The following is a 23780-nucleotide window of genomic DNA, read 5'->3' on the forward strand; positions in this document are numbered from 1 at the left end:
ATTCAAGTAAATATTACTAGTAGGCCCATTTTAAGTAGACCGAGCCCCAGGTAAATCCGCCGCCGAAGGCAGCTAGTATGATATTGTCGCCTTTTTTCAGCTGATGCTCCCATTCCCATAAACAGAGCGGTATGGTGCCGTTTGTGGTGTTCCCGTAACGCTGAATATTGATCATCACCTTTTCGGCGCCTACGCCCATTCTTGAAGCTGTAGCATCGATAATACGTTTATTGGCCTGATGCGGCACAAGCCAGGTCACATCGTCTGATGAGAGGTTATTACGTTCCATGATCTCGGCTGCAACATCTGCCATATTGGTTACAGCAAACTTAAATACGGCCTGACCTTCCTGATAAACAACATGCTCGTTATTATTAACTGTTTCATGTGAGGCCGGACGAACCGATCCGCCTGCTTTCTGATGCAGAAACTGCCTGCCTGACCCGTCCGTCTTTAAAACGGAATCCATAATGCCGACACCCTCTGTATTGGGTTCAAGCAAAACGGCCCCGCATCCGTCGCCGAATATAATGCAGGTCGTACGATCTTTGTAATCGATAATAGACGACATTTTGTCTCCACCGACCACAAGTACTTTTTTATGTTTACCAGACTCTATAAATTGTGCTGCTGTTGACAAACCAAAGATAAACCCCGAGCATGCGGCCTGAAGGTCATAACCCCAAGCATTTTTTGCTCCTATTTTATCGGCCAGTATGTTTGCAGTAGCCGGGAAAGGCATGTCTGGTGTGGTTGTACAGAAAATGATCAGTTCAATCTCATCAGCACCAATGCCTCTTTTCTGAAGCAAGCCGTTTACAGCCTGAACGGCCATATCCGAAGTCCCAAGTCCTTCGCCTTTTAAAATTCTACGCTCTTTTATTCCTGTTCTTGATGTGATCCACTCGTCCGTTGTATCTACAATGCTTTCGAGTTCTTTATTTGTCAGTACGTATTCTGGAACATATCCGTTAACAGCAGTAATTGCAGCGTGAATTTTATTCATTTTTCTATTAATTATTAAAAGCAGTCTGTATTTTACCGACCAGCCCGGTGGTAATCATGTCCCGCGACTGCAATATCATATTTTTTACTGCGGTTGGACTCGAAATTCCGTGGCCTATTACAACAGGCGCGTTAACGCCCAGAACCGGGCTTCCCCCGTAATTCTCGTAATTGAAGCGATCGAAAAACGCATCTTTTAGTCCGCGTTTCAGCGTAAGTACATAAAATGACTCCGCAAGTTTGAGTAATACATTGCCGGTAAAGCCATCGCAAACAACCACATCAGCTTTATCGTTGAAAAGATCCCGGCCTTCCACATTTCCAACGAAATTGAACAGCTGTGTATCTTTCATCAATGGAAAGGTTGCCATACTTAGCATATTGCCTTTCTCATCTTCCTCCCCGATATTCATCAGCGCGACTTTAGGATTGTTGATCTGCATGACGTTTTCTGCATATAAGCTTCCCAACACGCCGAACTGTAGAAGTGTGTCCGGTTTGCAGTCGGCGTTTGCACCCACATCAAGCATAAGGCCTACACCGCCGCTTAGTTTTGGGAGAAAAGTTGACAAACACGGTCGGATGATACCCGGAATTGTTTTTACGCTAAAAACAGCACCAACAAGCATAGCGCCGGAGTTCCCCGCGCTGGCGAAAGCATCAAGCTCGCCGTTTTTCAGCATATTAAAACCTACAGAAATACTTGAATTCGGCTTTTGAACAATAGCCTTGGTGGGGTGTTCGCCCATGCCGATTACTTCGGTTGTGTGGACGCATTCAAAAAGATGGGAATCAAACCCGGCTTCTTCGATGAGGGGTTTGATTTGCGAGGTGTCTCCAATAAGCACAATCTGCTCATTGGAAGATAACAATGGATGGGCAGCTATAGCTCCTAAAATATTTGCTTTAGGAGCATAGTCTCCGCCCATTATATCGAGACCTATTTTCATAGTAAAATCAGTTTGTGTATAAAGCGGAATGCTTTGTTTCCAGCTTCTAAAGTTAACCTTTCGAAGACTTAAAACACAAACTATTTTTTGGAAAATTAACCTATTGCGGTATTTTCTATAACCAATTTGCCGTTATAATACAGATTGCCATCTACATTGTAAGCTCTGTGAGGTGCATGTATAGCACCAGTGGTCTGACAAGTAGCTAATGAAGGTGCCTCGGCTTTGTAGTGGGTTCTTCTTTTATCTCTTCTGCTCTTAGAAACCTTGCGTTTTGGATGTGCCATTGCTGATTTATTTAATTTTTTATTTTAATTTTTTTAATTCGGCCCAACGAGGGTCTTCATTTTGTTCTTTTTCTTCAGTGTTGTTTTCTACAGAAAAACTTTCAAGCTTCTCGATCATTTCCTGATCGCATTGTTGTCCGTCTCCGTTTTCTTCACAAACCTTAATATATGGTACCGATACCGTGATAAATTCATAGATCAGTGGCGATATATCCAGTTCGCTCTCCTTTTTGCTCAACATAATAATTTCCAGATCGTCACTCTCCAGATTATCCTCAGCAAATTTTACAATTTGCCGCTCATGTATGTCGAGCGGTGAATTAAATTCAGACAGACACTTATCACAATCCAGTACAATAGTTCCGTAAATATGGAACTGTAGGATCATCATCGTCTCCTGCTTATCCAATTCAACGTCTGCTTTCAAACGACCCTTTTTTACGAGGGAGTATTCAAAAGCATCAAAAAAGCTGTTATCAATCTCAAAATCAAACTGATGTTTGCCAATTTTTAAGCCTGTGAAAGGGATTGAAAATTGTTTTAATGGTTTCAATTGTAACAAAATTTTAGCCCGCAAATGTAGAGAATATTTTGATGCGGTGCAAATATTTTTTGCTTCGCCTAATTGGCGTCATCCTTAAGGTCGAACGCCGTTTCCACAACCTTTCCGCCGGTCCTCAATTGCGACTTCAACATATCCTCCTGTTCTCTCCGGTTGTTTGAAATGTGGATGGCAGCAAATATCGCCTCCATAAAGGATGAGGGGTCTGCTAAATTCTTCCCCGCAATATCGAAACCAGTCCCGTGGTCTGGCGAAGTACGGATGATCTTTAATCCGGCAGTGTAGTTGATCCCACGGCCGAATGCAATGGTTTTAAACGGGATAAGACCCTGGTCGTGGTACATCGCCAATACGGCATCAAATTGCTTGTAAAGTGCATTACCGAAGAAGCCATCTGCCGGATATGGGCCGAAGCAAATAATTCCTTTATCAAAAGCATCCTGTATTGCCGGTGAAATGATCTCGGCATCTTCTTTCCCCAGCAGACCGTTGTCGCCGGCATGAGGGTTCAAGCCGAGTACAGCAATTTTAGGCTTTTCGATCCAGAAGTCCTTTTTCAAACTCTCGTTCATGAGTTTCAGCTTATGGACGATCTTTTCCCGGCTGATGTTAGCAGCAACTTCGTTCACCGGAATGTGGCCGGTTACCACGCCAACGCGAAGGCTGTCGCTAATCATGAACATCAGCACATTTTTGTCGCCGCTGCGTTGCTGTAAATATTCTGTATGGCCCGGAAAGTTGAAATTCTCAGCCTGTATATTGTGTTTGTTGATCGGTGCCGTAACCAGCGCGTCAATTTCTCCTGCCAGCAGGTCGTTCATCGCTTTTTCCAAAGAGATGAGTGCGTATTTTCCACCTATTTGTGTCGACTGTCCAAGTTCAAGTTTTACGTCCTCTTCCCAACAGTTCACCAAATTGGCTTTTTTAGGGTTCGCCGCACCCGCGTCACTAATCACATTGAAATTAAAATCATGCATGCCGAGCGCTTTGCGGTGGTAGGAAACAACTTTTGTGTGGCCATATACCACTGGTGTGCAATAATCCAGTATCCTGGCCTCCGAAAGTGATTTCATGATAACTTCTAACCCGATGCCATTAATATCGCCTATAGATATGCCGATTTTGATTTTACTACTCATGCGCACAAATTTAGCGCAAATTACAGATTTACGCGTAAACTTAGGCCGATACTGGCAAATGTTTGCTTATTTTGTAACAGATAAATACACGGGATATGAGTTTGGTAAAGGCAAAAAAACACTTGGGGCAGCACTTTTTGACAGACAAAAATATTGCGGCAAAAATTGTCAGCAGCCTGATCCATACGAATCAATATAAGCATGTCCTTGAAGTTGGTCCGGGTATGGGGATTCTTTCCGATATATTGCTTGAGCGCTCCGACCTGGAGGCCTTCCTTATAGATATCGACACGGAGTCCTATCATTTTTTAAATCAGAAGTATCCACAGCTTGGAGATCGCCTGATAAACGGGGATTTTCTGGCGCTTAACCTATCGGCCATTTTTCACGATAAATACGCGGTAATCGGGAACTTCCCCTATAATATTTCGTCCCAGATCCTATTTAAGATATTGGAAAACCGTCAACAGGTTGTAGAGATGGTTGGAATGTTTCAAAAGGAGGTCGCCGAGCGCTGCGCTTCCAAAGCAGGTACCAAAGAGTATGGCATCCTGAGTGTACTCATTCAGGCCTACTATAATATAGAGTATTTGTTTACGGTAAAACCCGGCACATTCAACCCGCCGCCTAAAGTCAACTCCGGTGTTATCCGGCTTAGCAGAAACGAGGTAGAAACGCTTCCCTGCGACGAAAAGCTGTTTTGGCGGACCGTAAAAGCGGGATTTAATCAAAGAAGGAAGACCTTGAGGAATGCACTTTCCTCGCTTATACCTAAAGATAGGATGGACACGAATCCGTTCTTCGATAAACGAGCCGAACAGCTCACAGTGGCCGATTTCATTGCGTTAACACAACACCTCAGTAAACTTGCAGCAGCCTGAATCATGAATAAAGGAAAAATTTTAATCGTGGATGATCTCCATCCGGTGTTTAAGCAACGGGCGGAGGACATGGGATATGTGGTAGATGATGAACCTCAGATCACCAGGGCCGAAACAGTCGCCAGAATTCCGGACTACGAGGGAATTGCCGTAAGGACGAAGTTCAAAATAGATCAGGAGATTTTTGACCGGGGCCGGAAACTTAAGTTTGTAGCCCGGGCAGGAGCAGGGCTGGATAACATTGACGTAAAGATCGCCCAAGCGCGTGGCATTAAGCTCCTTGCCGCCAACGAAGGAAATATGGATGCTGTGGGTGAACATGCGCTGGGGATGCTTCTTGCCATGATGAATAATTTCCGGAAAGCAGATATGGAAATAAGGCAGGGGGTGTGGGACAGGGAAGGCAACCGCGGATACGAACTAAAAGGCAAGACAGTTGGTATCATAGGTTACGGTCATATGGGCCAAAGTTTTGCCCGGCGCTTGTCAGGATTTGGAGTACAGGTGATTGCCTATGATAAGTATAAGACAGCGTTTTCCGATGAATACGCCCGTGAGGTTAGTATGGAAGAAATTGTGAAGCACAGTGATGTTCTAAGTCTCCACATCCCGCTAACTGCCGAGACGCGTCAGATGGTCGATGATGAATACTTCTTTCATTTCCGTAAGCCTATTTTCTTCATTAATACGGCCCGTGGGGAAATCGTCAGCATCCAATCGGTACTAAATGCCCTTAAGTCTGGCAAGGTAATCGGTGCGGGGCTCGATGTCCTGCAAACCGAGAAATTTCCGGGACTTGCACAGCAAGACTGGTATTCGGAACTTATCAGTAACGACCGCGTATTACTCACGCCACACGTGGGCGGGTGGACCTTCGAATCTTACCGGAAAATCTCCGAAGTGCTGGCAGAAAAACTGAGCACGATCTGACAAAATAATTTGGTTTTCTGAAGATACCCGGTTATCTTCGTTTCAATTCAAGCAAGACTATGTAGGCAAATGCCCGTATAGTCTTGTTTGTTTTTTATAGTAACTAATAAATTAACAGAGCTATGACAGATGTAACTTATTACACCCAGGAGGGGTTAGATAAACTGAAAGAGGAACTGCAATATTTGAAGACTACAGGACGTCAGCAAATATCTAAAGCGATAGCTGAGGCCAGGGATAAGGGGGATCTTTCGGAGAACGCAGAATACGATGCAGCAAAGGAGGCACAGGGGTTACACGAGGCTAAAATAGCTAAACTGGAGGCAACGCTTTCTACTGCCCGGCTGATCGACGAGTCAAAGCTCGACACATCAAAGGTGCTTGCCCTATCCATAGTGAAGATAAAAAATGTTAAGAATGGTGCCACGATGTCTTACCAGTTGGTTGCCGAATCGGAGGCCGATCTTAAAACAGGGAAGATCTCCGTTAAGTCGCCAATAGCCCAGGGCCTGTTAGGTAAGTCGGTAGGAGACAAGACCGAAATACAGGTTCCTGCCGGAAAACTGGAATTCGAAATACTGGAGATCAGCAGATAGCATTATGGCAAGTATTTTTTCAAAGATTGCCGACCGGGAGATTCCAGCCCATATCGTAGCTGAAACCACAGAGTTTATGGCCTTTCTGGATGTTAATCCCCTGGTTATGGGTCATGTTCTTGTTATTCCAAAAAAAGAGATAGACTACATTTTCGATATGGATGAGGAAAGCTATTTCGGCCTTACCTTGTTCGCGAAGATCGTGGCAACCGGACTAAAGGAAGCATTCCCATGCCGGAAAGTGGGGGTGGCCGTAATCGGTCTTGAGGTTCCTCATGTGCATATCCACCTGATCCCGATGAACGATGTCAGCGATATGAACTTCAGTCGGCCTAAACTTAGCCCTAGCAAGGAGGAGTTGGAAGAAGCCGCCGCCAAAATAAAAGCTTGTCTTCGGGAAGATTAAGTGAGCTTCTCATTGTTCCTGTGTCTCTCGGCGTCCCGGATTTCCTTCTTTTGCAGGTTTTGCTCAAGAGCTTCCGTAAGATCGATTCCCGTCTGGTTAGCCAGGCAGATTAACACAAACAGGACATCAGCCATTTCGTCGGGTAAGTTAACCGCCTCGTCGCTTTTCTTGAACGACTGTTCGCCATATTTACGGGCCATGATGCGCGCGACTTCGCCAACCTCTTCCATCAGAATCGCTGTGTTGGTCAACTCGTTAAAATACCGGATACCCGTAGTGTTTATCCACTGATCTACCGTTTCCTGTGCTTCTTTGATCGTCATATGCCTAAGTTAAAAAATAATGTACAAGCCGCTACTCCCTGTTGTGCGTATCTACTATGATAGTCACCGGCCCGTCGTTAACTAAACTGATTTTCATATCCGCTCCAAATATTCCGGTTTGCACGGTCCTCCCCGAAATCGCTGAAAGCCGCTCAATCATAAGTTCGTAGAGCGGAATGGCTTTCTCCGGACGTGCGGCCCGCGTAAAGCCCGGACGGTTACCCTTTCTGGTGGCGGCAAACAAGGTAAACTGGCTGATCAGCAAGATATCACCACCAACATCTGTAAGCGATTTGTTCATCATGCCCTGCTCGTCGGAAAAAATTCTCATGTTGACAATTTTTGCGGCCAGCCAGTCGAGATCATCCCTGCCATCAGCATCCTCTATCCCTAATAACACCACCAAGCCTGTACCGATAGCGCCGGTTGCCGCGTCACCAACTACACAGCTTGCTTCAGAAACTCTTTGTATAACGGCTCTCATTGTTTAATCCTATTTAACTAGGCTCTGGTATCATGACCATGATAGATGCTTAGGTAACTTTCATAGCGGCTTAATTCCATTTCCCCTTGTTCCACAGCCTTGATCACAGCGCAGCCCGGTTCGTTTACATGACGGCAGTTATTGAAACGGCAGTCATGCATCAGCTCACGGATCTCCCGGAAATAGTGACCAAGTTCCTCTTTACCGATATCAAAAATTCCGAGTTCCCGGATGCCAGGCGTGTCAATCAAAAAACCGCCAAAAGGGAGTTCATGCATCTCTGCAAAGGTGGTTGTATGCTGGCCTTTATCCGTTGCTTCAGAAACATCACCGGTCTTTATTTCCATTCCCGGCATCAATGCATTGATCAGGCTGGACTTGCCTACGCCTGAATGACCCGAAAAAAGCGTGGTCTTATCCTTAAGTAGGGACTGTATCAGCGGGATATTTGTGCCTTCGAGGGCCGACACCGAATAACAAGGATAACCAATATTTTCATAGATTGACGCATAGGTGGCTAACACTTTTAGCCCTTCTTCATGAAACAGGTCAAGCTTGTTGAAAATAAGCACAGCAGGAATGTCGTACGCTTCCGCCGTTGCCAGAAAACGGTCGATAAACCCAAGAGAGGTTCTTGGCGAAGCCAGTGTAACCACCAAAAATGCCTGATCCATGTTTGCCGCAATGATCTGGGCCTGGCGCGACAGATTAATCGACTTACGGATGATGTAGTTTTTACGTTCATGCAGGCGGTCGATCACCCCTCTATCCGAATTCGGTTCAAGTTCAAAATCTACAATATCGCCTACTGCAATAGGATTGGTGGTCTGTATGCCCTTAATCCTGAACTTACCCTTGATCCGGCAATCATAATCCTGCCCCGATTCCGTTCGGACCTGGTACCAGCTTCCTGTCGATTTAATCACTAATCCTTGCATATTCTTCTGTAAAGGTATTTATTATCAAGCCGAGTAACAAGACAAATGCCATTGCTGCAGATGATGCCGTCGAGGTATTCAGGAAATACTTTAAAATATTAGTTGCGAATTCAAAAAATATAACTTTACTTTGAGGAACAGCACTTAGTGTACAATTTACAATGTATTTAAACTCATCAATTATTACCATTATTATTACCGCCGGGATATTTCCGGGGAAGGTATGCTAGTGGTGTAACTGAATACATAAAGAACACAAAGGCGCCTTCCCAAACGGAAGGCGCCTTTTTTTTAACATGAAAAAAATGAATATTTTAAAATTTGGAGGTACATCGGTAGGTTCAGCAGAGCGGATCAGCACTTTACTGTCGATACTCAAATCAGAACGCATAGACCAAAAGCCGGTGGTTGTGCTATCAGCTATGAGCGGAGTAACCAACGCTTTGCTGAGCATGGCTGAAAAGGCAAGAAATCAGGACGATTACGGCACGATGCTGAAAGAAGTAGAAGAAAGACATTTTCATGTGATTCGTACGCTACTTCCGGCAGCAGCCCAGAATCCGGTGCTTACCAGGCTTAAGATCTATTTCAACGAACTCGAAGACATATTGCAGTCGGTGCACAATATCCGCGAACTAAGTGCGCAAACGAAAGACCTTATCCTGAGTTATGGCGAACGCTGTTCAACGGCAATGATCAGCCACATCGCTAAGCAACAATTTCCTGAGGCAGTGTTTGTAGACGGTGCTCAGGTGATCAAGACCGACAGCAATTTCGGGCAGGCAAAAGTAAACACAAACCTTACCGAGATACTTATCCGTGATTTTTACGACGCGCATCGGGATCAAATGCTATTCGTCACCGGCTTTATCGCCAGCAACGATGAAGGCCGGATCACGACATTGGGCAGGGGAGGGAGCGACTATACTGCGGCGATATGGGCTGCGGCATTAGACGCAGCGGAGATCCAGATCTGGACCGATGTAGACGGTATGCTGACCGCCGACCCGCGAATGGTAAAGAAGGCGTTTTCTCTTCCCGAGCTGAGTTACACGGAAGCCATGGAGCTTTCCTATTTCGGGGCAAAGGTTATATATCCGCCTACCATGATTCCGGCTTTCCTGAAAAGAATTCCTATTGTTATCCGCAACACCTTCAATGTTGATTTCTCAGGAACCTACATCCGGCATAACACAGAACCCTCCACACTGCCGATCAAAGGAATATCCTCTATCGACGAGATCAGTGTGCTCAACCTGTCGGGCAGCGGAATGGTGGGTAAAGCCGGCTTCAGTGGTCGCCTCTTTTCGTTACTCTCACGCGAGCAAGTCAACGTCGTGCTGATCACACAATCCTCATCAGAACACAGCATCACTTTTGCCGTAAAACCATCTGATTCTTTAAAAGCTTTATCACTTATCAATAAGGAGTTTGAACTGGAACTTCAGGCAAAAAAGCTGGAGTATCCGGAGGTGGAAAACGGACTTTCGGTGCTCGCTATTGTCGGTGAGAATATGAAGCGTACCCCAGGCATGTCGGGCAAGTTATTCAGTGCCCTGGGCCGTAATGGTATCAATGTCAGGGCCATCGCTCAAGGTTCATCGGAGTACAACATATCGGTAATCATCTCCAAAACAGACCTGTCCAAGGCCGTAAATGCAGTCCACGATGCCTTTTACGCCGATCTTAAGAAAACACTGCACATCTTCTGCCTGGGTACGGGCAATATCGGCAAAACGCTCTTTAACCAGCTGCAGGAACAGATGCCTTTTCTGGCCGACAACAATGATCTGCAGGTGAAGGTAATGGGCATTAGCAATACGCGCAAAATGCACCTTAACGCCGATGGCATTGAACTGTCGACCTGGGAAGAAGAACTGGAAAGAGAAGGTACGGCAGCTAGTCTGCCCGAATTCATCAAAAAGATGAAGTCGATGAACCTGCCCAACTGCGTGTTTGTAGACAATACAGCCAGTCAGAACCCGATCAACCATTACCTCGACGTGCTCCAATCGAGCATCTCGGTTGTTACCTGCAACAAAATCGGTAATTCCTCGGACTACGAGCAATATGCTTCGTTTAAGCAGGCGGCACGGACATACGGAGTCGACTTTTTCTATGAAACCAATGTAGGTGCAGGTCTCCCTATTATCCGGACGCTCAAGGATCTGATGCTGAGCGGCGATAAGATTATGCGCATTGAGGCTATTCTTTCGGGTACCATTTCTTACATTTTTAACAACTATAAAGCGGGCAAACAATTTCACGAGGTTGTCCGCGAGGCACAAGAAAAAGGTTATACTGAGCCAGACCCGCGCGACGATTTGAATGGCAAGGATTTTATGCGCAAGATGCTGATCCTGGCCCGCGATGCCGGGTACGCGCTCGAAGAGAAAGATATTGAACTGGAAAACATGCTTCCAGCCTCATGTATGGCCGCGGAAAGCGTAGAGGACTTTTATGTGGAACTGCAAACAAACGCAGCGTATTTCCAGGAGCTCCAAACCAGGGCTGCCACAGAGAATAAAGTGCTCAGGTACATAGGTAAGCTGGAGCAAGGCAAGGTATCCATCAACCTGCAGATGGTGGATGAAAGTCACCCTTTCTTTACGCTTTCGGGAAGTGACAACATCATTTCCTTTACCACAAACCGATATAAAGACCGGCCGCTGGTCGTAAAGGGTCCGGGCGCAGGAGCGGAAGTTACTGCCGCTGGCGTATTTGCAGATATCATCAACGTCGGAAAAAGATAAGATTTAGAAAGACATATAATTTATACATGAAACAATCTGTAAAAGTTTTCGCTCCCGCTACTGTAGCCAATGTTGTCTGTGGTTACGACGTGCTTGGTTTCGCGGTAAATCAGCCTGGCGACGAAGTCGTGATGCGTCTTACTGGCGGCAGCGGGGTGACCATATCTAAGATCACTGGCGACGAGGGTAAGTTGCCGCTAGATCCCGAAAAGAATACCGTCAGTGCCAGTGTACAGCACTACCTCCGGCATATCGGCAAACCTGACACTGGGGTCGATATTGAACTGCATAAAAAAATGCCGATCGGCAGTGGCCTTGGCTCAAGTTCGGCAAGTACCGTAGCCGGACTCTTTGCCATCAATACCCTGTTTGACAGTCAGCTGAGCAACCGTGACCTTGTGCCCTTTGCTATGAAAGGGGAGGAGCTAGCTTGTGGTTACGGGCATGCAGACAACGTTGCACCGGCGCTTATGGGCGGCTTCGTGTTGATCAGAAGTTATGAGCCGCTTGATATCATCAGCCTGCCTTTCCCGCAGGGCATGCATGCGGCGGTAGTGTATCCCGAAGTCGACGTACCCACCAAAGACGCAAGGCAAATGATCCGTGCCAAAGTTCAGCTAAAAGACGCCGTAACGCAGTGGGGCAACGTAGCCGGACTTGTCAGCGGACTTTTTATGAACGATTATGAGCTCATTGGAAGGAGTATGACCGACGTACTCGTGGAGCCTACCCGCGCCATCCTGATCCCGGACTTCGCAGTGATGAAGTCGATGGCCCTGGAAGCAGGCGGTATAGGTTTTGGTATATCCGGATCCGGGCCATCCGTATTCGCGCTTACTAAAGACGCAGATACGGCCCGGCAGATTACACAAAAGCTTCAGGATCATCTAAAAGGACTCGACATCAATAGCCTCTCCTTTGTTTCCGAGGTGAACAAAAAAGGACCGATAATACTAGACTAAGCAGCATCATGAAATTATACAGTACCAATAATCACGACCTGAGCGTCGATTTCCAAACCGCGGTATTTAATAGTATGCCGCTCGACAAAGGCTTGTACATGCCGAGTCATATTCCTAAGCTCGATAGTGCTTTCCTGGATCAGATTGATCAATACAGTCTGCGCGATATCGCCTTTCATGTAGCCTCTTCACTTCTGCAGGAAGCCATCCCGGCATCGGATCTTAGAAAGCTTATAGATGACGCTATTGATTTTGATGCACCAGCGGTAAAACTTGATGAGCAGACCTATGTGCTGGAGCTTTTTCATGGCCCCTCTCTGGCATTTAAGGATTTTGGCGCCAGGTTCATGAGCCGAGTGATGGGTTATTTTCTTAAGGACGGCGAAAAAATGCTGGATGTTCTGGTCGCCACTTCAGGCGATACGGGCGGAGCAGTGGCGCTGGGTTTCCTGGGCGTTCCCAATACCAGGGTAACAATCTTATATCCGGAAGGTAAAGTAAGTGATATACAGGAACTGCAGCTATGTACAAACGGGGAGAATATCCATGCAATATCGGTTCAGGGCACCTTTGATGATTGTCAGCGCCTGGTTAAAGAGGCATTTGCCGACGAAGCACTGAATAATCATCTAAGGCTTACATCAGCCAATTCCATCAATATAGCAAGACTCATCCCGCAAACGTTCTATTATTTTTATACCTATGCGCAGTTGAAAAGACAGGGGAAAACGAATCTTATATGCTCTGTCCCAAGCGGCAACTTCGGTAATATCGCAGCAGGCTTGCTCGCCACAAAGATGGGTCTTCCTATGAGCAGGTTTATCGCGGCTACCAATGTAAATGATACTGTTCCGCGCTTCCTTCAGACCGGCGTTTATGATGCGCGACCATCCGTTCAAACCTATGCCAACGCCATGGATGTAGGTGCACCGAGTAACTGGGTAAGAATTATGGATATGTTTGACCAGGACGTTGAGGCTATTAGAAAGCTGGTTACAAGTTACCGGTTTACCGACGAAGAAACCCTTAAAGGTATGGATGCTTTATATGAGCAATACAGCTATATCGCCTGTCCGCATACCGCGATCGCCTGGTTGGCTATACAGGAGCATCGAAAACAGTATATTTCAAGTGAGCAGGAAGATGCCGCAGTATTTCTTTCCACTGCCCATGCCTGCAAGTTTCCGGACGTGTTCTCAAAAGAACAACGGGCCAATATCCAGGTGCCAGCTCAGGTCGACGGGCTTAGGCAGAAAGAAAAGCAGGTTACTGCAATGGCTCCAAAGTTTGAGTCTCTGAAAGAAATCCTTATTTCTTATTGAACCTCATCATCGTGATATCTCCCGTCATAAAATTTAATGCCGTATCGGCAGTAATTTCATAACGGTTCACCTTACGAAGCATTTCAACAAAAATGGCCTCTCCTTCACCCGGGCAGGCCATTTTTGTCATCATAAAAGGTTGTGTAAAATCAATCGTGGTATCATCAGCTGAGAGTGTCCCGGAAAATGAATTGCAGCTCGTATTGCCGCTGAAACGCTTTTCAGAAATATCGAATTTAATGCTGGGCCGTTTAGCCGGATACAATCCGTTGAAGGCGATTCTCGGGCCGGAAATGTAAACCAGCTCCCAGGTGCCTCCTAAAGCGGAAAGTCCACCATTACTGATTGTTCCCGGCTTCATGGTGGTGCAGCCCACGGAGCTCACTATAAAAATAAAAGCAATGATCGCCAGTCTTTTCATATTCTTTCGTGTTGATGGATACGAAAGATACAAAGAGTATTCCACAAATATTAAAAAACCGCTTCCGCTATTTTTCTGGTTGGCTCCGGATTACTCATGGTATAAAAATGCAAAACCGGCGCACCAACTTTAATCAACTCTTTACACTGATGGATCATCCATTCAATGCCAACATCTTTCACCTGTTTTTCGTCTTTACATGCCAACACTGCTTCCGTGAGTTCCTCCGGCAGGTCAATATGGAAAATCTTAGGTAAGCTGATCAGTTGCTTGGAAGAGGTGATCGGCTTTAGCCCCGGTATAATGGGTACATGAATACCGTTTTCGCGGCACTGTTTTACGAAATCGACATATTTGGTGTTGTCAAAAAACATCTGGGTTACAATAAACTCTGCACCCATCTCTACTTTCTGCTTCAGGTACTTGAAGTCTATTTTCAGGTTAGGCGCCTCAAAATGCTTTTCCGGATAACCGGCCACCCCAATGCAGAAGTCTGTCTTAAAAGCAGAATGATCTTCATGCAGGTACTTTCCGCTATTCATATCCATCACCTGCTGAAGCAGTTCCGTAGCGTAGGCATGGCCCCCCGGGGTTGGTACGAACGAGGAATCCCCGTGCCGGGCATCACCTCTTAGTACCAGCACGTTGTCGATACCCAAAAACTGCAGGTCAATCAGCGCATTCTCGGTTTCTTCTTTCGTAAATCCACCGCAAATCAGGTGAGGTACAGCGTCTACCTTGTAACGGTTCATAATCGCTGCGCAGATGGCTACGGTGCCCGGGCGTTTGCGATAGGAAACCTTTTCAAGCAAACCGCTGTCGTGCTGCTTGTAGATGTAGTCCTCACGATGGTAAGTGACGTCAATAAAAGGCGGCTTAAAATCCATTAAAGGATCAATAGCCTTATATATCTCCTCTATACTTCTTCCTTTAACAGGGGGGAGCAGTTCGAAAGAGAACAGCGTCCTGCCGTTTGCGTTTTTTATATGGTCGGTAATTTTCATGGTTGGTCGGTCTATAAATATGGATTAATACGCCAGGTTCGGGCCCAGCCATCTCTCTGCTTCTTCGGTAGTCATGCCTTTTCGCACCGCATAATCTTCCACCTGGTCGCGGGTTATTTTACCCAGGCCAAAGTACCTCGATTGCGGATGGGCAAAGTAAAATCCGCTAACCGCCGCAGTAGGATGCATGGCATAACTCTCTGTGAGCCGAAGGCCAATCTTGCTTTCAGCTTCAAGGAGGCTAAACAATGTGCCTTTCTCAGTGTGTTCCGGGCAGGCCGGGTAACCCGGTGCAGGGCGGATACCCACGTATTCTTCTTTGATCAGTTCCTCATTGCTAAATGATTCCTCGTTTGCATAACCCCAGTAGTCCTTGCGTACCAGTTCGTGCATACGTTCTGCAAAAGCCTCAGCCAGTCGGTCGGCCAGCGCCTTGGCCATGATGCTGTTGTAGTCATCATGATTCGCCTCAAAACTTGCTACCAGTTCATCGCAGCCAATACCGGCAGTGAGTGCAAAGCCCCCGAAATAATCTTGTATTCCCGCGCTTTTAGGTGCAATAAAGTCCGACAACGCATAGTACGGTTGACCGTCTGCTTTCTCGGCCTGCTGACGAAGTGTGTGGATCACGACCTCTTCTCCGTCAACATTCAGTACAATATCATCGCCAACCGCATTGGCAGGCCAAAAACCAATTACCGCCTTAGCAGCCAGCAATTTCTCGGCTACAATGCGCTTAAGCAGCAACTGAGCGTCTTCAAACAGCTTTTTCGCCTCGTCGCCAACTATCTCATCCTCCAGAATTCTCGGATAACTGCCCCGAAGTTCCCATGTATGGAAAAACGGTGTCCAATCGATATAAGGCACCAGGTCTTCCAGCGGATAGTCCTCAAATACCTTTGTTCCTAAAAACCGGGGTGCTGTCGCAACCTGATCCAGATCCAATTTGAAACTACCCTCACGTGCTTCCTCCAAGGTCTTATACCGTTTGTCAGGCCGCTTATTCAAATGTGCTTCACGGGCCTTCTCATATTCAGCTTTAATGCCTGCTATATAATCGTCGCGCGTGTCCTGGTTCATCAGCGTGCTGCATACGGTCACACTTCTAGACGCATCGAGGACGTGGATAGCAGGGCCGGAGTAGTTTGGTGCCACCTTTACGGCTACGTGGATACGCGAGGTGGTTGCCCCGCCAATAATCAGCGGAATCGTAAACCCTTCGCGCTCCATCTCCTTGGCAAAATGGACCATCTCATCCAAGGAAGGCGTTATCAAGCCACTCAGACCGATAATATCTGCGTTGATCTCCCTAGCCTTTTTTATAATGTCCTGTGCAGGCACCATCACACCCATATCAACAATCTCAAAGTTGTTGCAGGCAAGCACTACACCAACTATATTTTTTCCAATGTCGTGCACATCGCCTTTAACAGTCGCCATCAGTACCCTTCCGGCCGAGGAATTCTGATCCTGATCCGGGTTGGCAAGCTTTTCCTGTTCAATGAACGGGAGTAGGTAAGCCACAGCTTTTTTCATTACGCGGGCCGACTTTACCACCTGGGGCAAAAACATTTTTCCAGCGCCAAAGAGGTCGCCGACAATATTCATACCGTCCATCAGCGGACCTTCAATGACCTGAATCGGGCGGTCATATTTCTGGCGTGCTTCCTCTACATCGGCATCCAGGTACTCGATAATCCCTTTAACAAGGGCGTGCGACAAGCGCTCTTCTACCGTTCCTCTGCGCCAGGTTTCATCGCGCACCACCTCTTTGCCTTTCGATTTAATGGTTTCAGCGTATTCTACCAACCGTTCCGTGGCGTCATCCCGCCGGTTCAGAAGAACGTCCTCTACCATTTCAAGCAGTTCAGGCGGAATCTCCTGATACACCTCAAGCATACCGGCATTCACAATGCCCATATCAAGCCCCGCTTTTATGGCATGATAGAGAAAAGCAGAATGCATGGCTTCCCTTACGGTGTTGTTGCCTCTAAATGAGAAGGATATATTGGAAACTCCACCGCTAACCTTAGCATAAGGGAGGTTTTCTTTAATCCAGCGCGTTGCGTTAATGAAGTCGACCGCATAATTGTTATGCTCCTCCAGGCCCGTCGCCACCGTCAGAATGTTCGGGTCGAAAATGATGTCCTCAGCGGGGAAGCCAAGTTCGTTAACCAGTATGTCGTAAGATCTCTTACAGATCTCGATCCTTCTTTCATAATTGTCGGCCTGTCCCCGTTCATCAAAAGCCATCACTACCACAGCCGCACCATACGTCATGATCTTCCGGGCACTTTCCCGGAATTTATCCTCGCCCTCTTTCAAAGAGATGGAATTCACAATGCCCTTGCCTTGCAAGCATTTTAGTCCGGCTTCTATAACCGTCCATTTCGAGGAGTCGACCATGATCGGCAACTTTGAGATGTCCGGTTCCGAAGCGATCAGGTTCAGGAACTTCGTCATGGCCGCTTCAGAGTCGATCATTCCTTCGTCCATGTTCACGTCAATAACCTGGGCACCGCCTTCCACTTGCTGGCGGGCTACCGACAAAGCCGCTTCAAAATCACCACTCAGGATAAGTTTGGAAAACTTAGGTGATCCCGTGATGTTTGTGCGCTCGCCGATGTTAACGAAGATACTCTCCGGTGTAATCGTAACAGGCTCCAAACCGCTAAGCCTCATAAACGGTTCAACCTGAGGAATCTTCCTCGGTGCAATACCTTTTGCTTTTTCGGCGATACAGCCAATATGGTCGGGCGTAGTGCCGCAGCAGCCACCCACAATGTTCACAAAACCATGTTGTATGAAATCCTCAACCAGGTGAGCCGTTTCATGCGGTGTCTCGTCGTACGCCCCAAATTCATTCGGGAGTCCGGCGTTCGGATAGGCAGAAACATAACAGCCCGCCTTAGCTGAAAGCTCCTCAATATGCGGACGCATGTCTTTTGCGCCAAGCGCACAGTTAAACCCTATACTTAAAGGTTTAGCATGCATTACCGAATTCAGAAAGGCCTCAGCGGTTTGTCCGCTCAGGGTTCTCCCTGAAGCATCGGTAATGGTTCCGGATATCATGATCTCTATCTTGCGGCCAATTTCCGCTTCATATTTCTTTATAGAAAAAATCGCCGCCTTAGCGTTCAGCGTGTCAAATATCGTCTCAATCAACAACACGTCGGCGCCCCCGTCTACCAGTCCCCGCACCTGCCTGTCATACGCATCTACAAGTTCGTCAAAACTAATGGCCCTGAACCCAGGGTCGTTCACATCAGGTGAAATGGATAGCGTCCGGTTGGTCGGGCCAATGGCACCTGCCACAAAGCACTTCCGCTCCGGATTTGCCGCTATAAACTCATTGGCCGCTTCCTTGGCAATTTTAGCCCCCTCGAAGCTTAGTTCATAGTCGAGCTCCTCCATCTGGTAATCGGCCAGAGAGATGCGCTGCGTGCTGAAAGTATTGGTTTCAATAATGTCCGTACCGGCTTTAAGATATTCGGTATGGATGGCCTTAATGATGTCGGGCCGGGTGATGTTGAGCAGGTCATTATTGCCTTTTACATCACAGGGGTGATCCTTGAAACGTTCCCCCCGGAAATCTTCCTCAGTCAGGGTATATCGCTGGATCATGGTGCCCATCGCACCGTCGATAATTAAAATACGTTTCTCTAGTTCTTCTCTAATATTCATTTAACGGGTTACACAATATGAGCATGTAAAAAGCTATTTTTGATAGTGGCGCAGCGCCAAAACAAGTGCCGAACTGATTACATACAAAGCTTAATGGAAAGTTGCGGAGTTTAGCTGAATGTGCTCTAGCCAATGCTACCAGTTAACTTATCTTTCGGGAGCAAAGAAGGCTCCAGTAGAATGTAGCACCTTGTAAGTACAGGTTGCTAAGACTTCGCAGGGTCTAATCCCTCCGTCTTTCTCTATAAGCGTTACAAAAATGCAACAAAGAAAAATCAATTCCAAATAAAGATCAAGACACAAGCAGCTTCAGATTCCGAAAGCGTTCGGAGATAAAACTTCACATTAACTAAATATAGTGTTTACATAGTAACGCTAGCTTGCGACCAAAACAGATCGATTATGGCTACCATTTTTAACCCGTTTCTGCTCATCGACTTCTTCAAGGAGGTGTTTCTGCGTCAGATTATCAGGGCTTCATTTGCGGGTTAACGCATAATGAAGATACTTTATGCCGTGCAGGGCACGGGCAACGGTCATTTGAGCCGGGCAATGGATATTGTTCCGCTCCTTCGTGAGATGGGAGAGGTGGATGTATTGGTCAGCGGCATCCAGGGCGATCTGGAACTTGCCTTTCCTGTCCGATACAAATTAAAAGGCATGAGCTTTATTTTCGGAAAGGCAGGCGGCGTAAATCTGTGGAAGACTATCGTAAAAGCCGATCTGCGCGCCCTGAGAAGCGCCATCCGATCCCTTCCGGTTCACGAGTATGACCTCATTATAAATGATTTTGAACCCGTTTCTGCCTGGGCCTGCTACTTCCAGAACAAACCATGTATCGGCCTGAGTCACCAGGCGGCGGTTATCGCACCAAATGCGCCGAAAGCTTCGCATGCCGATCCTACGGGCAGGTTGATCCTGAATAACTACGCGCCAGCCAGCGTGCACTATGGATTCCATTTTGAGCGATACAATAAGAATGTTTTCACCCCTGTGATCAGGCAGGCGGTGCGAGACAAAGAGTTGAAGGATATGGGCTACTATACAGTATATCTGCCGGCTTACGATGATGAACGCCTGATAAAGCAGCTGACGGCCTGTAAGAATGTGCAGTGGGAGGTGTTTTCCAAACACAACAAAAAAAGCCGCGTTGTTAAGAATGTAAGTATCCAGCCGGTGAATTCTGAAAAGTTTACGGCCAGTATGGCCATGTCGACGGGCGTACTATGCGGCGCAGGTTTTGAGACGCCGGCAGAAGCGCTGTTTATGAAAAAAAAGCTGCTGGTGATTCCTATGAAAGGCCAATATGAACAGCATTTAAATGCAGCGGCGCTGATGGAAATGGGGGTTCCGGTTATGAAGAGCCTCAAGAGCAAACATAGTGACGTACTCAGTGCCTGGCTTGAAAGCAATGATCGGATAACGGTCGACTACCCTGATGAGACGAGAAATATTTTGGAAACTATAGTAGCCAGACATGGATGAGCTAAGCAGAGCGTATTTTGGGGCTGATTTCCAATGGGGAGTGTCCACTGCAGCGTTTCAGACCGAAGGGAGCTGCGGAACCGATGGTAAAAGTCCCTCCATCTGGGACGTATTCACCTCCAAGAAGAGCAGAGTAAAGGGCGGTCATCATGCGCAGACTGCATGCGATTTTTATGCGGAATACAAGCGGGACATCGATCTGGTGAAGCAGATGAACATTCCCAATTTCAGGTTTTCCCTGTCCTGGTCGCGCATCTTACCCGAAGGCACCGGGCGGGTAAACGAGAAAGGAATTGCCTTTTATAATCAGGTCATCGACTACTGCCTGGAGCTTGGTATTGAACCCTGGCCTACAATATATCACTGGGACCTGCCGCAGATTCTTGAGGAGAATGGTGGTTGGACCAACCGCCTTATCGTCGACTGGTTTTCGGAATACGTTGAGGTCTGCGCCCTTCATTTCGGCGACCGCATCAAAAACTGGATGGTCATGAATGAGCCAATGGTCTTTACAGGAGCTGGCTACTTCCTTGGTGTACATGCACCGGGCAAAAAGGGACTAAGAAATTTCCTTCCGGCGGTTCATCATGCCGTATTGTGCATGGCTGAGGGCGGTAGAACCTTAAGGCGGCTATGTCCGAGTGCTCAGATCGGAACCACGTTCTCCTGTTCCCATGTAGAGCCCTATTCGCAAACGCCAAAAGATGTAGCCGCCGCGTTGCGGGCCGATGTATTGTTTAACAGGCTGTTTATTGAGCCGGTTTTGGGTCTGGGCTATCCGCTGAGTGAAGTTCCGGTACTTCGAAAGATCGGTAAATATTTTTATCCGGGCGACGAAGAGCGTATGGTGTTCGACTTCGATTTTGTTGGCCTTCAAAACTATACGCGGGAAGTGGTCCGTTACTCGCTGTTCACACCCTATATTCATGCCGGGCTGGTTAAGGCGTCTACACGCGGTGTACCGTTAACCGAAATGCACTGGGAAGTGTACCCTCCGGCGATCTATTATATATTAAAGAAGTTTGATGCTTACCCGCAAATCCGGCGGATCATCGTAACCGAGAATGGAGCAGCATTTCCGGATCAGGTCACGGCCAACGGGGAGGTGCAGGATGATCTTCGCAAGAAGTACTTGCAGGACCACATTACAGAGGTTCTTAAAGCAAAGCGGGAGGGTGCGAAGGTACACGGTTATTTTGTATGGACGCTTACAGACAATTTCGAGTGGGCTGAAGGATACCATCCAAGATTCGGGCTCGTGCATGTCGACTTTAGTTCCCAGCATCGGATCGTCAAGTCGTCAGGACGCTGGTATGCCAGCTTCCTATCCTAGATGTGCTCTGTTTTAAAGCGTTGAAACATGGCCTTTACATCCAGTTTCATCTTCAGATCTTCATTGTCGAGCAGATCCGCATCGTCTACGTATGCGATAAAATCTTCAGGCAGGTATTTGTATAGGCTCCATGCGCCTTGATGATATTCAAGGGCAGTGAGGTTTTCGACCCAGTCGCCAGAATTCAGATAGCAGACCGAGCCCTGGTCGGTCGCTATTTCCCTGATCTCAGGCTGATGAATATGTCCGCACACCACATAACTGTAACCTTTATCTATAGCGAGCTCGGCCGCTGTAGTCTCAAAGTCGTTAATGAACTTAACGGCGTCTTTAAAGCTTGCTTTGATCTTTTTAGAGAAGCTCATTTTCTCTCGTTTTAAAAGGGTAAGCATCCAGTTGGCGAGGCTATTGATGAGGATGAGTGTGTCATACCCGATGGCGCCTAGTTTCGCCAGCCACTTAGAATGCTGCATAGTCACGTCAAATACATCGCCGTGAAAGAACCAGGCCTTTTTACCATCCAGTTCGAGCACAAGTTTGTCGGTGAGCAGGAAGCTGCCGATACTTAAATCGCTGAACTTGCGCAGCATCTCATCGTGGTTGCCCGTAAGGTAATATACCGGAACACCCTCCGTGCTAAACTTCATGATCCGGCGGATCACTTTCATATGAGATTCGGGAAAGTAAGATTTGCTGAACTGCCAGATGTCGATGATATCTCCGTTGAGGATGAGTGCTTTTGGCTTAATGCTCTTGAGATAGTTGAGCAGTTCTTTTGCGTGGCAGCCGTACGTTCCAAGGTGTACATCAGAAATTACGGCCAGGTCCACTTCCCTTTTAGGCATATTTGGAGAATAAAATGTGTTCTCCAAATATGCGTTCAAGGTTTGAAGTCAGTGTTAACTGACTGTGAATTTTGCGTGATTATCTTCTGTCGCCGAAGATTCTTAACAGATACAAGAAAATGTTAAGGAAGTCAAGGTAAAGTGACAAAGCACCCATGATGGCCAATTTTTTGGTATCAGCATCTTCCATGCGTGCGCCGCTTTCTTCAAGACCAGCGCCTATACGTTTCAGTTTCTGAACATCATAGGCAGTCAGCGCTGTAAAGATGGCGATGCCGATGAAAGCCAGGAACAGGCTGAAGCTCTCGCTTTGTATAAAGGCATTTACTATGGAGGCAATAATTAAGCCTACCAGACCAATCATTAGAATTGAGCCGAACCTGCTCAGGTCAATGTCCGTCGTATAACCCAAAAATGCCATCAAACCAAAAATACCCGCTGCGGCTGCAAAACAGCTTACCACAGAACTAGCGGTATAAGCCAGGAGTATGAAACTTAAACTCACACCAGTCAGCGCAGAATACAGCACAAACACCCCCAAAAGCGCGCCATAAGACAAACGGCTCATTCCGGCACTCATGAGCAATACCAGGCCAAGCGGCGCAAACATGGCTACCCATCCCAGTGCTGCCATTTTTCCGGTTTCCGGATTGAACATATAAGCAAGCAGTTCAGGTGTATTTGCAAAATAATAGGCAGCGAAAGTCGACAGACTGAGCGCTACAAACATCCAGAGGAATACATTGGCAAAGAACTTCTTTGCAACCTTTCCCGTCACATCCTCTACATTGGTGTACTGGGAGGTCCAGTTATAATTGTTGTTATTTTCCATGTTTAATAATTTTGATGGTAATATTAGCTTGTTAAAGTTAGTAATACTTTGCCTCAAACAAAAGCTATGCCCCGAGTCTTTTTGTCAGGATTTCCTCAACTTTTTTGAAAAACTGCAGAGGTTTTAAGGTTCGCCATGCCAAATCGTCAAGCTGTCCCCCAAAATTCAGGTAGTAATCAATGTTGTTGTTCCGGAATTCGGTAATTACATGTTCCTGGAAATTCACGCCGCTGATCCAGCCATCTTCCACATCCTGAAACCACTCTTCGTAATAACTGTCTTCCGAGGAATGGAAGTTCAGTACATTTTCGCCGATCAGGATAAACTTGTTGATGCCTTCGTCCATCATCATTTCAATAATTTCACGCTTAAGGAGCATAATGTCATTATTGATGGCATCGTTCCATTCGCCAATCAACTCAATGATCGCATACCTTCTGTCGTAATCCACAAACAGGACTTTAATGTACAGGGTATTTGAGCCAAAGTCATCCCATTGCGGATGGATCAGAAAGTTATAAAGCTGCTTGTCGAAATAAAACTCGGAATATTGGGTATTAAAGAAAGGAGACCTGTCATCTTCCGACGCAATGTAATCGTCTCTCCACAAGTAAAAAGGTTCTATCTCGTGCATCTGT

General features: G+C 46.8%; 23 protein-coding genes and 1 riboswitch. Of the genes, 9 read left to right on the forward strand and 14 right to left on the reverse strand.

Going from position 1 to position 23780, the window contains the following annotated elements:
• Nucleotides 1–16 precede the first annotated feature (16 nt).
• The 5 genes from J3P40_RS05390 to pdxA all read right to left on the reverse strand — a co-directional run bounded on the left by J3P40_RS05390 (nt 17) and on the right by pdxA (nt 3943).
• Complete coding sequence (locus J3P40_RS05390; RefSeq protein ID WP_256003604.1) at nt 17–1006, reverse strand: beta-ketoacyl-ACP synthase III; 990 nt, start codon at nt 1004–1006, stop codon at nt 17–19.
• A 7-nt stretch (nt 1007–1013) separates the two neighbouring features.
• Entirely contained in the window at nt 1014–1955 is a 942-nt protein-coding gene (plsX, locus tag J3P40_RS05395; protein ID WP_256003606.1) for a phosphate acyltransferase PlsX, read from the reverse strand.
• A 95-nt stretch (nt 1956–2050) separates the two neighbouring features.
• A complete protein-coding gene (gene rpmF / locus J3P40_RS05400; RefSeq protein ID WP_256003608.1) occupies nt 2051–2242 on the reverse strand; it encodes a 50S ribosomal protein L32 in 192 nt (63 codons plus the stop codon).
• A 19-nt stretch (nt 2243–2261) separates the two neighbouring features.
• On the reverse strand, nt 2262–2795 hold the full coding sequence (locus tag J3P40_RS05405; RefSeq protein ID WP_256003610.1) for a YceD family protein: 534 nt from the start codon (nt 2793–2795) through the stop codon (nt 2262–2264).
• Nucleotides 2796–2863: 68 nt separating this feature from the next.
• Nucleotides 2864–3943: a 4-hydroxythreonine-4-phosphate dehydrogenase PdxA gene (gene pdxA / locus J3P40_RS05410; RefSeq protein ID WP_256003613.1), complete on the reverse strand. Its 1080-nt coding sequence runs from the start codon at nt 3941–3943 to the stop codon at nt 2864–2866.
• Between the two features lie 95 nt (nt 3944–4038).
• Between pdxA and rsmA the strand changes: the two genes are divergently transcribed.
• From rsmA to J3P40_RS05430, 4 genes are all read left to right on the forward strand, one after another.
• The gene (gene rsmA, locus J3P40_RS05415) at nt 4039–4824 is read left to right on the forward strand and encodes a 16S rRNA (adenine(1518)-N(6)/adenine(1519)-N(6))-dimethyltransferase RsmA (RefSeq protein WP_256003616.1); all 786 of its coding nucleotides are present in this window, start codon (nt 4039–4041) and stop codon (nt 4822–4824) included.
• A gap of 3 nt (nt 4825–4827) precedes the next feature.
• Nucleotides 4828–5754, forward strand: a complete 927-nt coding sequence (locus J3P40_RS05420; RefSeq protein WP_256003617.1) for a 2-hydroxyacid dehydrogenase — start codon at nt 4828–4830, stop codon at nt 5752–5754.
• Between the two features lie 122 nt (nt 5755–5876).
• On the forward strand, nt 5877–6350 hold the full coding sequence (gene greA / locus J3P40_RS05425) for a transcription elongation factor GreA (protein WP_256003618.1): 474 nt from the start codon (nt 5877–5879) through the stop codon (nt 6348–6350).
• 4 nt (nt 6351–6354) lie between these two features.
• Nucleotides 6355–6756 carry an HIT family protein gene (locus J3P40_RS05430; RefSeq protein WP_256003619.1) on the forward strand — a complete coding sequence of 134 codons (402 nt, stop codon included), beginning with the start codon at nt 6355–6357 and terminating at the stop codon, nt 6754–6756.
• Here J3P40_RS05430 and J3P40_RS05435 read toward each other — a convergent pair.
• Genes J3P40_RS05435 through rsgA form a run of 3 tightly spaced genes read right to left on the reverse strand, consistent with a single transcriptional unit; the run spans nt 6753 to nt 8501 of the window.
• Nucleotides 6753–7079 (reverse strand): nucleotide pyrophosphohydrolase, encoded by a 327-nt coding sequence (locus J3P40_RS05435; RefSeq protein WP_256003620.1) that lies wholly within the window; start codon nt 7077–7079, stop codon nt 6753–6755. The genes J3P40_RS05430 and J3P40_RS05435 overlap by 4 nt on opposite strands.
• Before the next feature lie 31 nt (nt 7080–7110).
• Nucleotides 7111–7563 carry a D-aminoacyl-tRNA deacylase gene (dtd, locus tag J3P40_RS05440; protein ID WP_256003622.1) on the reverse strand — a complete coding sequence of 151 codons (453 nt, stop codon included), beginning with the start codon at nt 7561–7563 and terminating at the stop codon, nt 7111–7113.
• A 17-nt stretch (nt 7564–7580) separates the two neighbouring features.
• Complete coding sequence (rsgA, locus tag J3P40_RS05445) at nt 7581–8501, reverse strand: ribosome small subunit-dependent GTPase A (protein WP_256003625.1); 921 nt, start codon at nt 8499–8501, stop codon at nt 7581–7583.
• 305 nt (nt 8502–8806) lie between these two features.
• On the opposite strand from rsgA, the gene thrA reads away from it, so the two are divergent.
• The 3 genes from thrA to thrC are packed head-to-tail and all read left to right on the forward strand — an operon-like array spanning nt 8807 to nt 13538.
• Nucleotides 8807–11254 carry a bifunctional aspartate kinase/homoserine dehydrogenase I gene (gene thrA, locus J3P40_RS05450; RefSeq protein ID WP_256003627.1) on the forward strand — a complete coding sequence of 816 codons (2448 nt, stop codon included), beginning with the start codon at nt 8807–8809 and terminating at the stop codon, nt 11252–11254.
• A 26-nt stretch (nt 11255–11280) separates the two neighbouring features.
• Nucleotides 11281–12216: a homoserine kinase gene (locus J3P40_RS05455; protein WP_256003630.1), complete on the forward strand. Its 936-nt coding sequence runs from the start codon at nt 11281–11283 to the stop codon at nt 12214–12216.
• An 8-nt stretch (nt 12217–12224) separates the two neighbouring features.
• Complete coding sequence (gene thrC / locus J3P40_RS05460; protein ID WP_256003631.1) at nt 12225–13538, forward strand: threonine synthase; 1314 nt, start codon at nt 12225–12227, stop codon at nt 13536–13538.
• Here the strand turns inward: thrC and J3P40_RS05465 are convergent.
• Genes J3P40_RS05465 through metH form a run of 3 tightly spaced genes read right to left on the reverse strand, consistent with a single transcriptional unit; the run spans nt 13525 to nt 18647 of the window.
• A complete protein-coding gene (locus J3P40_RS05465) occupies nt 13525–13959 on the reverse strand; it encodes an META domain-containing protein (RefSeq protein ID WP_256003632.1) in 435 nt (144 codons plus the stop codon). The genes thrC and J3P40_RS05465 overlap by 14 nt on opposite strands.
• Before the next feature lie 50 nt (nt 13960–14009).
• Nucleotides 14010–14963: a methylenetetrahydrofolate reductase [NAD(P)H] gene (metF, locus tag J3P40_RS05470; RefSeq protein ID WP_256003633.1), complete on the reverse strand. Its 954-nt coding sequence runs from the start codon at nt 14961–14963 to the stop codon at nt 14010–14012.
• Nucleotides 14964–14987: 24 nt separating this feature from the next.
• Nucleotides 14988–18647, reverse strand: a complete 3660-nt coding sequence (gene metH, locus J3P40_RS05475) for a methionine synthase (RefSeq protein WP_256003634.1) — start codon at nt 18645–18647, stop codon at nt 14988–14990.
• A 144-nt stretch (nt 18648–18791) separates the two neighbouring features.
• Nucleotides 18792–18898: riboswitch (SAM riboswitch) on the reverse strand.
• Nucleotides 18899–19145: 247 nt separating this feature from the next.
• Here metH and J3P40_RS05480 point away from each other — a divergent pair.
• Both J3P40_RS05480 and J3P40_RS05485 read left to right on the forward strand, forming a co-directional pair.
• Nucleotides 19146–20132, forward strand: coding sequence for a glycosyltransferase family protein (locus J3P40_RS05480; protein WP_256003636.1), 987 nt, complete (start codon nt 19146–19148; stop codon nt 20130–20132).
• Nucleotides 20125–21465, forward strand: a complete 1341-nt coding sequence (locus J3P40_RS05485) for a GH1 family beta-glucosidase (RefSeq protein ID WP_256003637.1) — start codon at nt 20125–20127, stop codon at nt 21463–21465. Before J3P40_RS05480 ends, J3P40_RS05485 begins: the two co-directional genes overlap by 8 nt.
• On the opposite strand, the gene J3P40_RS05490 is transcribed toward J3P40_RS05485, so the two are convergent.
• The 3 genes from J3P40_RS05490 to J3P40_RS05500 all read right to left on the reverse strand — a co-directional run bounded on the left by J3P40_RS05490 (nt 21462) and on the right by J3P40_RS05500 (nt 23776).
• Nucleotides 21462–22310 (reverse strand): UDP-2,3-diacylglucosamine diphosphatase, encoded by an 849-nt coding sequence (locus J3P40_RS05490; RefSeq protein ID WP_256003638.1) that lies wholly within the window; start codon nt 22308–22310, stop codon nt 21462–21464. The two genes, J3P40_RS05485 and J3P40_RS05490, sit on opposite strands and share 4 nt — an antisense overlap.
• A gap of 79 nt (nt 22311–22389) precedes the next feature.
• Complete coding sequence (locus J3P40_RS05495; protein WP_256003639.1) at nt 22390–23142, reverse strand: Bax inhibitor-1/YccA family protein; 753 nt, start codon at nt 23140–23142, stop codon at nt 22390–22392.
• Nucleotides 23143–23206: 64 nt separating this feature from the next.
• A complete protein-coding gene (locus tag J3P40_RS05500) occupies nt 23207–23776 on the reverse strand; it encodes a hypothetical protein (protein ID WP_256003640.1) in 570 nt (189 codons plus the stop codon).
• Nucleotides 23777–23780 lie beyond the last annotated feature (4 nt).

This window comes from Pedobacter deserti, assembly GCF_024436415.1.
GTDB lineage: Bacteria > Bacteroidota > Bacteroidia > Sphingobacteriales > Sphingobacteriaceae > Pedobacter > Pedobacter faecalis.

Bases quoted from the DNA above. Each gene is read 5' to 3' on its own strand.
- thrC (WP_256003631.1), top strand. From the start codon at position 12,225: ATGAAATTATACAGTACCAATAATCACGACCTGAGCGTCGATTTCCAA.
- rsgA (WP_256003625.1), bottom strand. From the start codon at position 8,501: ATGCAAGGATTAGTGATTAAATCGACAGGAAGCTGGTACCAGGTCCGA.
- pdxA (WP_256003613.1), bottom strand. From the start codon at position 3,943: ATGAGTAGTAAAATCAAAATCGGCATATCTATAGGCGATATTAATGGC.
- J3P40_RS05390 (WP_256003604.1), bottom strand. From the start codon at position 1,006: ATGAATAAAATTCACGCTGCAATTACTGCTGTTAACGGATATGTTCCA.
- metH (WP_256003634.1), bottom strand. From the start codon at position 18,647: ATGAATATTAGAGAAGAACTAGAGAAACGTATTTTAATTATCGACGGT.
- J3P40_RS05455 (WP_256003630.1), top strand. From the start codon at position 11,281: ATGAAACAATCTGTAAAAGTTTTCGCTCCCGCTACTGTAGCCAATGTT.
- J3P40_RS05480 (WP_256003636.1), top strand. From the start codon at position 19,146: ATGAAGATACTTTATGCCGTGCAGGGCACGGGCAACGGTCATTTGAGC.
- J3P40_RS05485 (WP_256003637.1), top strand. From the start codon at position 20,125: ATGGATGAGCTAAGCAGAGCGTATTTTGGGGCTGATTTCCAATGGGGA.
- J3P40_RS05500 (WP_256003640.1), bottom strand. From the start codon at position 23,776: ATGCACGAGATAGAACCTTTTTACTTGTGGAGAGACGATTACATTGCG.
- rpmF (WP_256003608.1), bottom strand. From the start codon at position 2,242: ATGGCACATCCAAAACGCAAGGTTTCTAAGAGCAGAAGAGATAAAAGA.
- J3P40_RS05490 (WP_256003638.1), bottom strand. From the start codon at position 22,310: ATGCCTAAAAGGGAAGTGGACCTGGCCGTAATTTCTGATGTACACCTT.
- J3P40_RS05420 (WP_256003617.1), top strand. From the start codon at position 4,828: ATGAATAAAGGAAAAATTTTAATCGTGGATGATCTCCATCCGGTGTTT.
- J3P40_RS05495 (WP_256003639.1), bottom strand. From the start codon at position 23,142: ATGGAAAATAACAACAATTATAACTGGACCTCCCAGTACACCAATGTA.
- rsmA (WP_256003616.1), top strand. From the start codon at position 4,039: ATGAGTTTGGTAAAGGCAAAAAAACACTTGGGGCAGCACTTTTTGACA.
- plsX (WP_256003606.1), bottom strand. From the start codon at position 1,955: ATGAAAATAGGTCTCGATATAATGGGCGGAGACTATGCTCCTAAAGCA.
- greA (WP_256003618.1), top strand. From the start codon at position 5,877: ATGACAGATGTAACTTATTACACCCAGGAGGGGTTAGATAAACTGAAA.
- thrA (WP_256003627.1), top strand. From the start codon at position 8,807: ATGAATATTTTAAAATTTGGAGGTACATCGGTAGGTTCAGCAGAGCGG.
- J3P40_RS05435 (WP_256003620.1), bottom strand. From the start codon at position 7,079: ATGACGATCAAAGAAGCACAGGAAACGGTAGATCAGTGGATAAACACT.
- dtd (WP_256003622.1), bottom strand. From the start codon at position 7,563: ATGAGAGCCGTTATACAAAGAGTTTCTGAAGCAAGCTGTGTAGTTGGT.
- J3P40_RS05465 (WP_256003632.1), bottom strand. From the start codon at position 13,959: ATGAAAAGACTGGCGATCATTGCTTTTATTTTTATAGTGAGCTCCGTG.
- J3P40_RS05430 (WP_256003619.1), top strand. From the start codon at position 6,355: ATGGCAAGTATTTTTTCAAAGATTGCCGACCGGGAGATTCCAGCCCAT.
- metF (WP_256003633.1), bottom strand. From the start codon at position 14,963: ATGAAAATTACCGACCATATAAAAAACGCAAACGGCAGGACGCTGTTC.